Raw genomic sequence first — 13,653 nt, 5'->3', positions numbered from 1 at the left:
TTTCTTAGCAAACAAGACAACTCATTTCTAAACTTTAATTAAATTATTTTGAAACACACTGATTTACAGACAAATAAAATTGGTTCGCGGCTTAAGGAAGTCAGGCTGATCAAAGGCAAGACCATACATGATTTTTATGTGCCTATAAGTGGCCACACAGCTAACTTTTCAGCTGTTGAACTGGGTAACAGGAATATAGGTGTAAAATTAATTGGGGCGATAGTCAGGTACCATTCTATAAATAAGGATTGGCTGCTTACCGGCGAAGGGGAGATGTTTACTAAAATTTCCTTAAATAAGCCTGGCGTTCCTTTTTATAACGTAAACATGGCCGAGCGTGCCTTCGAAGATTTTAATGAACTTCGTGAGCCGCCAGAGTATTACGTGAACTATAAGCCGTTTAATGATTGTGATGCATATATGCCGATATATGGCGATAGCATGTACCCGAAATACGCCAGTGGGGAGATCATTGCGGTAAAGGAGGTGAAAAACCTCGAGATCATTCAATGGGGAGAGGCCTACCTGGTGGTTGCAGATGATCGTGCTAATAATTTTACCAGCGTTAAGCTGCTTTATGAGCATACCAGCTACAGTAAAATTATTTTGCGCTCCTCTAACCCAAATTTTAGAGGAGACACCATAATAGCACGTGATGTGATTAAAAAGCTATACCTGGTAAAGGGTAAAGTAACCAGGCATCACTTTTAATAGTTTATAATCCTTTATCAATTGCTTTATTGATTGCATCCTGAATTCGTCCCCGTATTTTTAGGTTACCGAGCTTTTCGGTAACCGATGGGTGTACGCGGTTAGATAAGAAGATGTATACCAATCCTCTGGATGGATCAACCCACACACAGGTCCCAGTGTATCCGGTATGTCCGTATGTTTGTGGCGAGGCAAGTTCTGAAGGGTATTTTTTGGTTAGGTCTGGATCCCATCTGTCAAAACCAAGACCTCTTCTGCTTACATCAGATTGTTTCTGGGTGAACAGATCTACCGTTTGCGGTTTAAAATATTGCTGGCCGCCATAGCTGCCTTTGTTTAAGAGCATTTGATAGATGATGGCCAGATCGTTTGCACTTGCAAATAAACCGGCATGCCCGGAAACTCCGCCCACCAATGCGGCACCCTGATCGTGGACGTAACCCTCAAGCAGGGTTTTTCTAAAGTAGGTATCTTGTTCTGTAGGGACGATCTGGTCTTTACTAAACCTGTTTCTGGGTAAAAAACCTGCAGTCTGCATGCCCAGCGGCTTATAGAAATTATCCCACACATATTGGTTTAGCGGAACACCGCTTAAACGCTCTACAATATCTTTCATTACGTACATGCTGATGTCGCTATAAACATACTTACCCCTTGTTTTAATGGGAGAGGTTAGCATTTTAGGCCACATCACATCCTTAAAGTAATTTTTCCGGATGTAATAATTGTCTGCAGCCTTGGTAGGATAGGCCGCGCTGGAATCTCTGCTGTAGTCGCTCGTAGTTACTGAATTATGAAAAGGGATATATGGGATAAAACCAGCCTGGTGCAGCATCACTTCACGTACCTTGATCTCATTCATAGGCAATGTTCTTGCCTTAGGGATATAGGCTCCGATGTTGGTGTCCAGGTTAAGCTTGTTTTCTTCGAACAAACGCATCACGGTAGGTGTGGTGGCTGTTGTTTTTGTTAAGGAGGCCAAATCAAAAATGTCGCTTACTTTTTCCGGAATCCCATTTACGTAGGTGTGGTTTCCGTAAGCCTTATTAAAGATTACTTTTCCATTTTTAGCAACCAAAACCACAACACCAGGTGTAGCCTGTGCTTTGATGGCTTCATTAGCAATTTCATCAATCTCCTTTAAGTTGTCTGCATTAACACCGGCATCTTCCGGTAAGGTATATTTTAGGCGAATGGTGCTGGTTTCGAAACCAGAGCCGGCAATATATTTTGCAGAAAAGTTTGCAGACAGCTTTTTATTGATCCCAATTCCTCCAAAAATGATCTGGGGGATAATTGCTGCCGATAATGGCGTATTTTGATCTGTCCAGATGATCGGAACATTTAGAGCATCGAATGCAGCCAATGCTTTACCTTCTCCAAATAAAGAAACAATGACCTGTTTGTTTTTTGAAAGGCTCAAAATAAAACTGGTTATACGTATATCATTGCTGGCCGAAGAAGGTAAGGATACAATTACGGTATTAAAATATTTAAGATCATCTTCCAGGTCATTCAGCGTAGCAGCACTTTGATAATCATTGGCACTGAATGATGTTATTTTTGTATACTTATTTAAAAGACTGTCAAAAACAGACTGGTTGTTAAAACCCAGGTTAACTGACGCAATGTTTTGCTTATCCAGGTTTAATAACGGGATAACTGCATTGTGATTGTTTAAGAGTACCGTATTACTGGTAATTTTATTAAGGAGGTTAAGCGTTTGTGCATTTTGCTGATGATCTTGTGCGCATGCGGTAAAGGTGCATAAGCAGAGCAGGCCAATGATAATTTTATTCATAGCCTTAAAGATATAAAAAGCATGCCATTTTGAACAAGATTATTATTAACTGATTCGGTATTCTTATCTTGACACAAGCAGTGTTAACATCAATTAACTGAAAAAGAAAGCCCGAAATGAGTCTTATTTTCCTTAAATTAGCAACCTTTACCAGGATATAAATGTCAGATATTATACAACTTTTACCCGATAGTGTTGCCAATCAAATTGCAGCAGGTGAGGTGGTGCAGCGTCCTGCATCGGCAGTAAAAGAATTATTAGAAAATGCCATAGATGCCGGGGCCAATAAGGTTCAGCTGATTGTTAAAGACGCGGGGAAATCATTGATCCAGGTGATCGATAATGGAAGTGGAATGAGCGTTACCGATGCCCGCATGTGCTTTGAGCGTCATGCAACATCTAAAGTGCGCAAAGCAGAAGACCTGTTTGCCATTCGTACGATGGGCTTTAGAGGGGAGGCCATGGCTTCTATCGCCGCTATTGCGCAGGTAGAAATGAAAACCCGTAAGCACGATGAAGAGCTAGGCACCTTGATTGAAATTGAGGGATCCTTGTTCATTAAGCAAGAGCCTGTTGCAACATCTGCCGGAACAAGCATTTGCATAAAGAACCTTTTTTACAATACTCCGGCAAGGAGAAATTTTCTGAGAAGTAACCCTGCCGAAATGAGGCATATTCTGGATGAATTTCAAAGGGTAGCCCTGGCACATCCAGCCATTGCATTTACCTTGCATCACGATGGGGCAGAGATTTACCGGTTGCCGGCATCTGCATTGAAACAACGGATCGTTCACCTTTTTGGAAATAATTACAATGAACGTCTGATTCCTGTGGAAGAAGAAACATCCATCATTAATTTAAAAGGATTTATTGGCAAACCTGAGTTTGCTAAGAAAACCCGTGGTGAGCAGTTCTTTTTTGTGAACAACCGTTTTATTAAAGATCCATATCTAAATCATGCTGTAAACCGGGCTTATGAAGAGTTACTGCCGGATGATAATTTCCCATTGTATGTTCTGTTCATCGATATAGATCCGGCAAAAATTGATGTGAACGTACATCCTACAAAGACAGAGATCAAGTACCTGGATGAAAAATCCATTTATGCGATCCTGCATTCCGCAGTGAAAAGATCATTGGGGCGTTTTAACATCAGTCCGACTATAGATTTTGATCAGGAAACCGGATTTAGTGCGATGATTACCCATAAAGCCCCTGAAGAGATCGTACCTCCTACAATAAACTTTAACCCTAATTTTAACCCTTTTACAGAAGAGAAGCCAGAACCGAGGGATCATGCCTATGCCAGCTTTTCTAAAAATTATAGCGGAGGATCTGGTAATTTATCGCCCAGCACGAAAAATTGGGGTACATTATATGAAATAGCAAAGGATACTGCAGAGCAACAGCAGCATAAAATGGAACTGCCCGGCTCTGACACGGAAGAACAATTTGCGCCCGTTCAGAAACAGCTGATGCAGCTCCACAATAAATACATCATCTCTCAGATTAAATCTGGGATCATGCTGATTGACCAGCAGGCGGCGCATGAAAGAATCCTGTACGAACGTTTTATACTCCATCTGGAAGATAGAAAAGGGGCCTCACAGCAAAGCCTGTTTCCTCAAACCGTTACTTTAAGCCCCAATGATTATGAATTGGCAAAGAGTTTACTGGATGATATAAAAAGTTTAGGTTTTGAAGTAAGAGAGTTTGGTAAAAATACGTTAGTGATTGAAGGGATCCCTGTTGATCTTGGCAGCAATAACATCAATGAAACGCAGCTTTTTGAACACCTTATTGAAGGATTTAAAAACTCACAGCAAGAACTTAAACTGGATAAGAGAGATGCCCTTGCCAGAAGTATGGCTAGAAATAGTGCCATTAAAAGTGGTACAGCATTACAGCAGGCAGAGATGAACATGTTAATTGAACAGCTTTTTGCATGTAAGACCCCTAATTATAGCATTAGCGGCAGACCCGTTATACAAACGATCGGGCTTTTAGAACTGGATAAAAAATTTGATAAATAGATCGCATGAATACAATTAATATACCCCCTGTAGTAAAAAATCTGCTCATCATTAATGTGTTGTTTTTTGCTGCAAAATATGTTGTTAAGAATACCGGATTGGCTGATTTGGACTATTTACTCGGTGCTTTCTACTTTGATTCTCAATTTTTTCGTGTTTGGCAATTGATTACATACATGTTCATGCATGGTGATTTTATGCATATATTTTTCAATATGTTTGCTTTGTACATGTTTGGAGGCGTTATCGAAAGCAGGTGGGGAACGAAAAGGTTTATTAATTTTTATTTGATTACCGGGTTAGGTGCGGTAGCCTTACAAATGGGCGTACAGGCTTACGAGGTTTATCACATTACCGGATCAATTGCAAATAATCCAATAATGGATTTAACACGTTCAGGAAATGGAATTTCTGCAAATATCAATATACCGGGATTGTCTGAGGAAAGTATGAATACCTTATTAGGAATTTATGGATTTCCTATGATTGGCGCATCTGGGGCTGTATTTGGTTTATTAGTGGCATTTGGCATGCTTTATCCGAATACAGAGCTATACCTGATGTTTATCCCGATTCCTATAAAAGCAAAATATATGGTTCCGGTATACATCATATTGGAATTGTCATTGGGTGTAGCAAAAATTCCGGGAGATTCTATAGCACATTATGCCCATTTAGGTGGTGCTTTGCTGGGCTTTATCTTAGTAAAACTTTGGAAGGATAAGGATAACAATAGATTTTATACATATTATGAATAACAACCTGATAAAGGATTTAAAGTTTAAGGTTTTTCAATCGGGTGATCCATCTTATTTATATATTGGATTAAATACACTCGTTTTTTTAGTGGTTTCGCTAATTAATGTTCCATTATTTCTTTCTGGAAATGGAGTCAATTATGATGGCATTATCAGGGAGTATTTTGGATTTCCGGCCTATCTGGATAAAATCCCTGTCCGCTTTTACACCCTGCTTACTTACCAGTTTTTTCATGATGGCTTTTTCCATTTTCTTTTTAACATGCTTTGGCTGTTTTGGATGGGCAGGATCTTTCTTGACTTTCTTAAGCCAAGACAGTTTCATTTTGTATACCTCACCGGGGGCTTTGCTGGTGCACTATTATTTGCCGGGGCTTTTAATATTTTTCCTGTATTTGCCAATAGTATTTCTGAGGCAACAATCATCGGCTCATCTGCCGCAGTAATGGCAGTGGTGGTTGCAGCAGCTACACTTGTGCCGGATTACAGCATGCGGTTACTCCTGTTTGGTGACGTAAAATTAAAATACCTTGCCATCGCGTATATCTTATTGGATTTGATTGGAACCACCTCAATTAATGCCGGTGGCAGTTTCTCTCATATTGGTGGGGCTATTTTGGGCTTCTTCTACATTAAGGTACTTCAGGGAGGAACAGACTGGAGCAATCTGTTTAAAAGAAAGCCCAAATTAAGGGTGGTTAAAAATGAACCTGCCAAATCATCCGGCAGGGCAGCATCTTCAATAAAAAAGAAAGAATTGGTTGATCAAAAGGAAATAGATGCGATCTTAGATAAAATATCTAAATCGGGTTACGATCAATTGAGCAGAGAAGAAAAGGAAACCTTATTTAAGGCCAGTAAACACTAATGAAAAAGGAAACTAAGCCCACATTTATTGATAAAATAGTCCGCTTTGGTGCTGTTCTTTTAGCAATAGCCCTGGTGTTGGGTTTTTTGGCTGGTACTTTTGATCCCCGCGATAATAAATACATCGCTTTCTTTGGTCTCGCTTATCCATTTCTCTTAATTATTAATATCCTGATGATCTTATGGTGGTGCCTGAGAAAAAGATGGATATTCGCCATCAGTACGGCCGTAGTGATCCTGATTGGATGGAGGGCACTGACTGCAACTTTTGGTATTGCCGGTGAATCCGGTGCCGGTAAAAAAGCCAACCCGGAGTTGTTTAGAATGATGACCTATAATGTGCATAGCTTTAAACCATATGGATCTGAAAATATAGAGCAGATAAAAGAGCGGATGCTCGACCTGATTAGAAATGAAGATCCGGACGTGATCTGTTTTCAGGAATATTACACCCGCCAAAAAGGTCCTTTTGATATTACAGACAGTCTAAAGCAAATCTTAAAGACACCTTATTATTACTTTGAACCTTCATCAGAGAATAGTTACGAGGCTACCGGACTGGCTATCTTTTCCAAGTATCCAATAAAAAACAAAGGGCTAATTGTTTTTGGAGAAAACTATGGCGGCAATGCCAGTATCTTCATCGATATTAAAGTGAACAATAAACAATTACGTGTTTATAACTTGCATTTACAGTCCATCTCATTTGATAAACAGGATTACAATTACCTGGACAAGGTTACTAAAAAGATGGATGCCGATATTGTTCCTTCCAAACGCATTATCAGTTTATTAAAGAATGCATTTTTAAAGCGGAGTGAACAGGTAGATATTATGAAGAAGCATATGGGAGCCTGTTCTTCCTCATTTTTAATTGCCGGCGATTTTAACGATACACCTGCATCCTATGCAGTAACCCAGCTCACCAGGTCTTTAAACAATACCTTTAAAGTACATGGACGTGGGCTAGGACGTACCTATAATGGAAAATTCCCAAATTTTCAGATCGATTATATTGCCACAACAAAGGATATTAAGGTGAATAATTATCGCATTATCCAGGCTAAATTGTCAGATCATTTTCCTGTTCGCAGCGATTTATCATTAAATCCCTAAAATTTTTACCTTTGCACTATGAATACAGGCTTACAGCTTTATAATACCCTGACCAGGGAAAAAGAACCTTTTGAACCCCTTAATGCACCCAACGTGGGTATGTATGTTTGCGGGCCTACTGTTTACAGTGATGTTCACCTTGGTAATTGCCGTACGTTTATTTCGTTCGACTTGATTTTCAGGTATTTGAAGTATAGCGGCTATAAAGTTCGTTATGTGCGTAATATCACAGATGCAGGCCATTTGGAAGGCGACCGTGATGAAGGTGATGATAAGTTTGCTAAAAGGGCCAAGCTTGAACAGCTTGAGCCTATGGAGATTGTACAGAAGTATACATTGGGTTTCCATGATGTATTGCGCATGTTCAATACCCTGCCTCCAAGTATAGAGCCTACCGCAACCGGGCACATTATGGAGCAGATTGAGATGATCAAAGTGATCATAGAAAATGGCTATGCTTACGAATCAAATGGAACCATCTATTTTGACGTAGAAAAATACAGCGAGAAATACAATTATACCATACTTACCAACCGCAATCTGGAAGATATGCTGGCCAATACAAGAGAACTTGGCGGACAGAATGAAAAGCGCGGACGGTTAGATTTTGCACTCTGGATCAAAGCAAAGCCAGAAACCATCATGCGCTGGCCATCACCCTGGGGTGTTGGTTTTCCAGGCTGGCACATTGAATGCTCTGCAATGAGCGCCAAGTATCTTGGTGATGAATTTGATATTCATGGCGGTGGTATGGACCTTGCAGCTACACACCATACCAATGAAATAGCCCAGTCTGAGGCTTGCAGCCATATTCAGCCGGCAAAATATTGGATGCATACAAATATGCTGACCGTAAATGGTTCACGCATGTCTAAATCTGCAGGAAATGGCTTTCTTCCCGAAGAACTCTTTACCGGAAATCATCCCCTGCTTGTTAAGGGCTTTAGCCCGATGACGGTTAAATTCTTCATGCTGCAGGCACACTACAGAAGCACGTTAGATTTTTCTAATGAGGCTTTAGATGCGTCTGAGAAAGGTTTTAGAAGATTGATGAATGCCATTGGCTTGCTGGAAAGGCTTGTTCCCTCTGCAGCCAGTGATTTTGATATAGATGCCATTGCTGCAAATTGCGTAAAAGCAATGAACGATGATTTTAACAGTCCTGTTGTGATTGCTGAGTTGTTTGATGCCGTACGGATCATCAATACCGTTCATGATGGTAAAGCCTCGGTTTCTGAGAAACAACTGGATGCGCTGAAAAAACTAATGAAGGATTTTGTATTCGATATTTTTGGCTTAAAGGATGAAGATACGTCTAACAATGAGCTAAATGGCGTACTGGATCTGGTCATTGACGTTAGAAAAATAGCTAAAGAGAACAAAGATTATGCAACTTCTGACAAAATAAGAGTGGGACTGCAAAGCATGGGCTTCCAGCTAAAAGACAGTAAAGAAGGAACAACCTGGAACAAGATCTAGCATTTTGTTAATTAATTTACCCGCTAAAAATTACTCAAATCAATATATTCGCAAAATAACCATTCAAATCATGATGAATAAATTTCTATATACACTTGTTGCTGCATGTATGACTACCATTGGTGCATATGCGCAAAGAACTGATGGCACAACCAAATCTTTAGTAAAAACTGAGACTGAGTTTGCAGAAAGTCTTGCAAAGCATGGTGCCAAAACTGCTTATACCGAATTTGCATCTGCTAATGGTTTAGTTTTTAGACCAAACCCTGTAAATGCAAAATCGTATTATGCTGGTCAGCCTGAAAGTAAAAACATAAGCTGGACACCAGCATATGCAAGAGTATCAAGAAGTGGGGACTGGGGTTTTACAACAGGCCCGTATACAGAAACTGGCGAAAAAACAAGCTACGGACAATACTTCTCTGTATGGAGAGCCAACAACAGCGCAAAATGGGAACTTATCCTGGATTTAGGAATTAGCCATAACAAACCGCTGAACAAAGTTACTACTCAAATTATAGAACCAAAGGATTCATACCGTCCTAAGTTTTTAAATGACAGACAAAGGGCTACAGGAGCAGAAGTTATTGCTACTACAGAAGCTACCTTAAGCACTACATTAAAATCTTATGGAATTCCGGCATTTGCAGGATTTGTAAATCATGATGTCAGGATATTGTTTCCCGGATATGAGCCCATCTTAGGAAAAGATAAAGCACTTGCTTTCTTTAATAGCATGTTTGCAAAGGTTGCGTTAAAAACAACTAAGGTAGACCGTGCTGATGGCGGAGATCTTGCCTGCAGCTATGGTGTAGCAACGGTTGATTATAAAGCAGACCTTAGAGAAAGCTTTAACTATGTTTTTGTTTATGAAAGCCAGGCAGATCATACCTGGAACCTTATTGCAATGGTATTTTCTCCTGCAGTGCGCTAGAGAAGGTTAACAACGTTAAGAATGATGAGAAGATCAGATCTATTTCTAATTGCTTTTATGCTGATCTGCCTGCAGTCAGCTGCTCAGAAGTTTGATTTGCAGGGCAATCGTGGTGCTCGCGGTATTATGCCCGAAAATACCATTGAAGGAATGTTGAAGGCATTGGATCTGGGTGCCAGTACGCTGACAATGAATACCGTTATTTCAAAGGATAAGAAAGTAGTCCTCTCTCAGGAACCTTATTTTAATCATGAATTTAGCCTGAGGCCAGATGGAAAGCCAATTACACTGAAAGACCAGAAAAACTATAACATCTATAAAATGGATTATGAAGATGTTAAAGGGTTTGATGTAGGAAGCAAGGTTCATAACCGGTTTCCATACCAGCAAAAGTTTAAAGTGTATAAGCCCCTGTTAACCGAAACCATTGATGCGGTTGAGGCTTATGTTAAAGCGAACAAACTGCCAAAGCCTGAATTCAGCATTGAAACAAAGACCATTCCCAATGGAGACAATGAATTTCAACCGGAACCCGCTGAATTTGTAGAGCTGATCATGAAGATTGTAAATGCCAAAAAGATCGCTAAACGGGTAACCATCCAGTCTTTTGATATCCGCACGCTGCAGTATTTGCATATACATTACCCCAAAATAAAAACAGCTTTGCTGATTGATGAAAAAATAGATTTTGAAGTCAATATCAATGACCTCGGTTTTAAGCCAACCGTATATAGTCCGTATTCCGTATTGGTAGGGAAGGGCTTAATTGATCGATGCCATGCAGCAGGGGTAAAGATCATACCCTGGACGGTAAACTCTGCCAAAGACATGAAATACCTGATCAATCTTGGAGTTGATGGGGTAATTACCGATTATCCAAATCTATATAAGAAAGTACTGGAAGAACTTTAACCTGTTATTTTTAGAACAGGTTTTTAATGATGTGTTCTATAGACAGGCCTTCAGCTTCTGCACGATAATTACGAACAATTCTATGGCGAAGGATCGCTTCAGCTACCGCTTGAACGTCTTCAATATCCGGCGCATATTTTCCTGAAATTGCGGCATGGCACTTTGCACCTATAACGAGGAACTGAGAGGCACGCGGACCAGCACCCCAGCTGATGTATTTATTTACATCTTCTGTTGCAAGTGGTGTATACGGACGCGTTTTGCTGGCTAATTTTACTGCATATTCCACCACATTGTCTGTAATAGGAATATTTCTAATCAGTTTCTGGAAATATTGTATCTGCTCTGCGTTTATTAATTTGTTCAGTTTAACGGTGTTATTACTGGTTGTATTTTTAACAATGGTAAGCTCATCAGCAAAGGAAGGATAACCCAGGTGGACGTTAAACATGAAGCGGTCTAGCTGAGCCTCAGGAAGCGGATATGTGCCTTCCTGCTCAATGGGGTTTTGTGTAGCCAGCACGAAAAATGGTTTTGGCAATACATGCCTTTGCCCCGCGGCAGTAACTGCTTTTTCCTGCATTGCTTCTAACAGGGCGGCTTGTGTCTTTGGCGGGGTCCGGTTAATTTCGTCCGCCAGGATAATATTTGAGAATATTGGTCCATGAATAAACTTAAAGTTCCGGTCTTCGCCCAGGATCTCAGCACCGATAATATCACTCGGCATCAGATCTGGTGTAAACTGGATCCTGTTAAAGTTAAGGTCCATTACATCTGCAACAGTTTGAACTAGTAATGTTTTTGCTAAACCAGGTACGCCAACAAGCAGGCAATGGCCATTACTGAAAATGGAAATAAGAACAGATTTAATAACCTGCTCTTGTCCAATAACGATCTTGCCTATTTCTGTGCTTATATTTTTGTATGCCTGGTGCAGCGCATCTACTGCCTTAATATCATTTTCAAACTGCATAGAGTAGTTAATTTTTAGCTGTGGTGGGTTTATTCCATATCTTCAATTCATCACAATCCGTAAACTCACTGTCTATTTTGATATAGGTATTTTCTCTTCTTTTTTCAAACCATTCACTCAATGAACGTTCTACTTTTTCCTGCTGTGCTTTTTCTTTGAACTTCGTATAATCCTGCTCAAGACTTCCTTTGTGGGGAGCGATCTTTGATTTAAGATACAGTATTTTATATCCTTCTTTACCTGTTTCAGGGCTAGAAAAGGCAACTGGTTTTGAAACCTCACCTGCATGCATGGTATCTACCACAAGGAATACCTTCGGGTCTACTTTGTCTGCAGGAATGAAAGTAGTTCTTGTGGTAACTTCATCTGCATACAACAACATACCACCATTATATTGTGAGTCTTTGTTGTCTGAATATAGAGATGCAGCAGCAGCAAAAGGAAGTTTTTTATCCAGAATGTTCTTGTAAATGGTGTCTGCCTGAAGTTTAATACGCTCTAAACTCTGAGGAGTAGTTTGCGGACGGATCAGGATATGACGGGCATTAACCTGTTCTCCGCGACGTTCAACAACCTGAAGAAAGTGGAAACCATGCTCCGTTTCGAAAACAGGTGACATTTCTCCCGGTTTTAACTTAAATGACCAGGCACTAAATTCTTTTACCATTCCTGCACGGTCAAAAAAGCCAAGATCTCCGCCTTCAGCAGCAGATCCGGGATCTTCGGAATAAGACTTAGCCAAAAAACCAAAGTCTTCTCCGGCTTTAACCCTTAGGCGTAGAGCTTCAATTTTATCTTTTGCCCGTTGTTTCTCTTCTTTATTTAATTTTGGATAAAGAACAATCTCACCAATTTCAAACTCCGTAGGGATATCCGGAAGACTATCCTTTTTATAAGTTTCAAAATAACGCTTTACCTCTAATGGGGTAACATTTACATTCTCTGTAATTTTTTGCTGCATCTTGTATGCAATCAGTTGTTCCTTAATTTCAGGTCTGATCTCATCCTTGTACTGCAATACAGAACGGTTTAAGAACTGTTCTAACCGCTCTTGTCCGCCGGCACGGCTAATTTGGCTACGCATCCGTTTGTCTACTTCCTGGTCTACATCAGATTCTTCTACATAAACAGAGTCAATTTCTGCTTGTTGTTTAAGTAATTTCTGGGTAAGTAACCGTTGAAGAAAATAGCACTTTACTTTGTCGTCTTCAGGATTTCCACTATTCAGATATTGGGCATACTGCTGGTTTAGTTCTGATAATAAAATGATGTTATTTCCCAGCTGTGCAACAATTTTGTCCAGATTCTTATTTTGTGCCTGTGTGTTTAAAAACAAGCAGATAAGACCGCTTGTGATTATTAAAAGTTTCTTCATTTATAGTTATTCGATTATATTCTATTTTGCAAATTTAACAATTATATACGCTACTGGTGCCATTTATAATTTGGCTAATTTTCTTAATTCATCCTGGTATATCTTTACAGTGTAGGTCTTTTTTAGGGATTCTACCCAATCACGCTCCAGTTTTCTTTGGTAATCTACAATTACCTGTCCGCTTACTTCTTCAAAGGGACGCTGCAAATAAGCGTCTTTATTCTTTTCATAAAAGCTGCGGAGCAAGCTTTCATCGTTCTGTGCCTTATTCCAGATCTTCATCTCTGAAAGGTTAAACATCAGCACAGCATCCCGGTATTCATTCATAATAAATACAAATTCTGCATTGGTCTTTGATATTCTTTTTTGAGTATGCAAAGCGTACTCATAATTTTCAACCTCAGCAATATAGGCTGTGTCTTTATCAAGACCCATTTTTTTTGCATCTAAAACCTTAAGCTTAAAATTCACATATAAGTTAAGGTAAGACGACAGGTCATCAAATGAAACATTGGCATTGCCGGAATGGTTCTTCTTATAAAACCACATAAATTCTTTGTTGCTTATAGCCTTTCCATTGATTACTGCAACATTTTGCGCAGCCGCACCAACAATAAAAAGAAAGCAGAACAGGATGCAATAAACTTTTCTCACAAAAGATTTATGGTGTAAATTTTAAGGTATAAAAGTAATA

At 39.7% G+C, this 13,653-nt stretch carries 12 protein-coding genes; 8 read left to right on the top strand and 4 right to left on the bottom strand.

The window, feature by feature from the left end; translation table 11 throughout:
* The first annotated feature begins 48 nt into the window (after nt 1-48).
* Nucleotides 49-711, top strand: a complete 663-nt coding sequence (locus tag ATK78_RS18620; RefSeq protein ID WP_243732572.1) for a S24 family peptidase — start codon at nt 49-51, stop codon at nt 709-711.
* Between the two features lie 4 nt (nt 712-715).
* Here ATK78_RS18620 and ATK78_RS18615 read toward each other — a convergent pair whose 3' ends face one another.
* Nucleotides 716-2,512 carry a serine hydrolase domain-containing protein gene (locus ATK78_RS18615; protein ID WP_133577625.1) on the bottom strand — a complete coding sequence of 599 codons (1,797 nt, stop codon included), beginning with the start codon at nt 2,510-2,512 and terminating at the stop codon, nt 716-718.
* Between the two features lie 161 nt (nt 2,513-2,673).
* Between ATK78_RS18615 and mutL the strand changes: the two genes are divergently transcribed.
* The 7 genes from mutL to ATK78_RS18580 all read left to right on the top strand — a co-directional run bounded on the left by mutL (nt 2,674) and on the right by ATK78_RS18580 (nt 10,611).
* The gene (gene mutL, locus ATK78_RS18610) at nt 2,674-4,545 is read left to right on the top strand and encodes a DNA mismatch repair endonuclease MutL (protein WP_133577624.1); all 1,872 of its coding nucleotides are present in this window, start codon (nt 2,674-2,676) and stop codon (nt 4,543-4,545) included.
* A 5-nt stretch (nt 4,546-4,550) separates the two neighbouring features.
* Nucleotides 4,551-5,303: a rhomboid family intramembrane serine protease gene (locus ATK78_RS18605; protein ID WP_133577623.1), complete on the top strand. Its 753-nt coding sequence runs from the start codon at nt 4,551-4,553 to the stop codon at nt 5,301-5,303.
* A complete protein-coding gene (locus tag ATK78_RS18600) occupies nt 5,296-6,171 on the top strand; it encodes a rhomboid family intramembrane serine protease (protein ID WP_133577622.1) in 876 nt (291 codons plus the stop codon). Before ATK78_RS18605 ends, ATK78_RS18600 begins: the two co-directional genes overlap by 8 nt.
* Entirely contained in the window at nt 6,171-7,286 is a 1,116-nt protein-coding gene (locus ATK78_RS18595) for an endonuclease/exonuclease/phosphatase family protein (protein WP_133577621.1), read from the top strand. Before ATK78_RS18600 ends, ATK78_RS18595 begins: the two co-directional genes overlap by 1 nt.
* 18 nt (nt 7,287-7,304) lie before the next feature.
* The gene (cysS, locus tag ATK78_RS18590; RefSeq protein WP_133577620.1) at nt 7,305-8,765 is read left to right on the top strand and encodes a cysteine--tRNA ligase; all 1,461 of its coding nucleotides are present in this window, start codon (nt 7,305-7,307) and stop codon (nt 8,763-8,765) included.
* A gap of 70 nt (nt 8,766-8,835) precedes the next feature.
* Nucleotides 8,836-9,699: a nuclear transport factor 2 family protein gene (locus tag ATK78_RS18585; RefSeq protein WP_166664913.1), complete on the top strand. Its 864-nt coding sequence runs from the start codon at nt 8,836-8,838 to the stop codon at nt 9,697-9,699.
* A gap of 21 nt (nt 9,700-9,720) precedes the next feature.
* Entirely contained in the window at nt 9,721-10,611 is an 891-nt protein-coding gene (locus ATK78_RS18580) for a glycerophosphodiester phosphodiesterase family protein (RefSeq protein ID WP_243732571.1), read from the top strand.
* Between the two features lie 10 nt (nt 10,612-10,621).
* Here ATK78_RS18580 and ATK78_RS18575 read toward each other — a convergent pair whose 3' ends face one another.
* The 3 genes from ATK78_RS18575 to ATK78_RS18565 all read right to left on the bottom strand — a co-directional run bounded on the left by ATK78_RS18575 (nt 10,622) and on the right by ATK78_RS18565 (nt 13,613).
* Complete coding sequence (locus ATK78_RS18575) at nt 10,622-11,584, bottom strand: AAA family ATPase (RefSeq protein WP_133577619.1); 963 nt, start codon at nt 11,582-11,584, stop codon at nt 10,622-10,624.
* A gap of 7 nt (nt 11,585-11,591) precedes the next feature.
* Entirely contained in the window at nt 11,592-12,959 is a 1,368-nt protein-coding gene (locus tag ATK78_RS18570) for a peptidylprolyl isomerase (RefSeq protein ID WP_133577618.1), read from the bottom strand.
* Between the two features lie 63 nt (nt 12,960-13,022).
* Complete coding sequence (locus ATK78_RS18565) at nt 13,023-13,613, bottom strand: hypothetical protein (protein WP_133577617.1); 591 nt, start codon at nt 13,611-13,613, stop codon at nt 13,023-13,025.
* Between the last annotated feature and the right edge of the window lie 40 nt (nt 13,614-13,653).

Source organism: Pedobacter metabolipauper (genome assembly GCF_004362715.1).
Lineage (GTDB): Bacteria > Bacteroidota > Bacteroidia > Sphingobacteriales > Sphingobacteriaceae > Pedobacter > Pedobacter metabolipauper.
Note: the sequence above shows the minus strand (reverse complement) of the source record. Positions and strands in the feature narration are given on the sequence as shown.

What these genes read in the sequence shown, in the direction of transcription:
- ATK78_RS18615 (WP_133577625.1), bottom strand. Translation starts at nt 2,512, where the DNA reads ATGAATAAAATTATCATTGGCCTGCTCTGCTTATGCACCTTTACCGCA.
- mutL (WP_133577624.1), top strand. Translation starts at nt 2,674, where the DNA reads ATGTCAGATATTATACAACTTTTACCCGATAGTGTTGCCAATCAAATT.
- ATK78_RS18605 (WP_133577623.1), top strand. Translation starts at nt 4,551, where the DNA reads ATGAATACAATTAATATACCCCCTGTAGTAAAAAATCTGCTCATCATT.
- ATK78_RS18600 (WP_133577622.1), top strand. Translation starts at nt 5,296, where the DNA reads ATGAATAACAACCTGATAAAGGATTTAAAGTTTAAGGTTTTTCAATCG.
- ATK78_RS18595 (WP_133577621.1), top strand. Translation starts at nt 6,171, where the DNA reads ATGAAAAAGGAAACTAAGCCCACATTTATTGATAAAATAGTCCGCTTT.
- cysS (WP_133577620.1), top strand. Translation starts at nt 7,305, where the DNA reads ATGAATACAGGCTTACAGCTTTATAATACCCTGACCAGGGAAAAAGAA.
- ATK78_RS18585 (WP_166664913.1), top strand. Translation starts at nt 8,836, where the DNA reads ATGATGAATAAATTTCTATATACACTTGTTGCTGCATGTATGACTACC.
- ATK78_RS18580 (WP_243732571.1), top strand. Translation starts at nt 9,721, where the DNA reads ATGATGAGAAGATCAGATCTATTTCTAATTGCTTTTATGCTGATCTGC.
- ATK78_RS18575 (WP_133577619.1), bottom strand. Translation starts at nt 11,584, where the DNA reads ATGCAGTTTGAAAATGATATTAAGGCAGTAGATGCGCTGCACCAGGCA.
- ATK78_RS18570 (WP_133577618.1), bottom strand. Translation starts at nt 12,959, where the DNA reads ATGAAGAAACTTTTAATAATCACAAGCGGTCTTATCTGCTTGTTTTTA.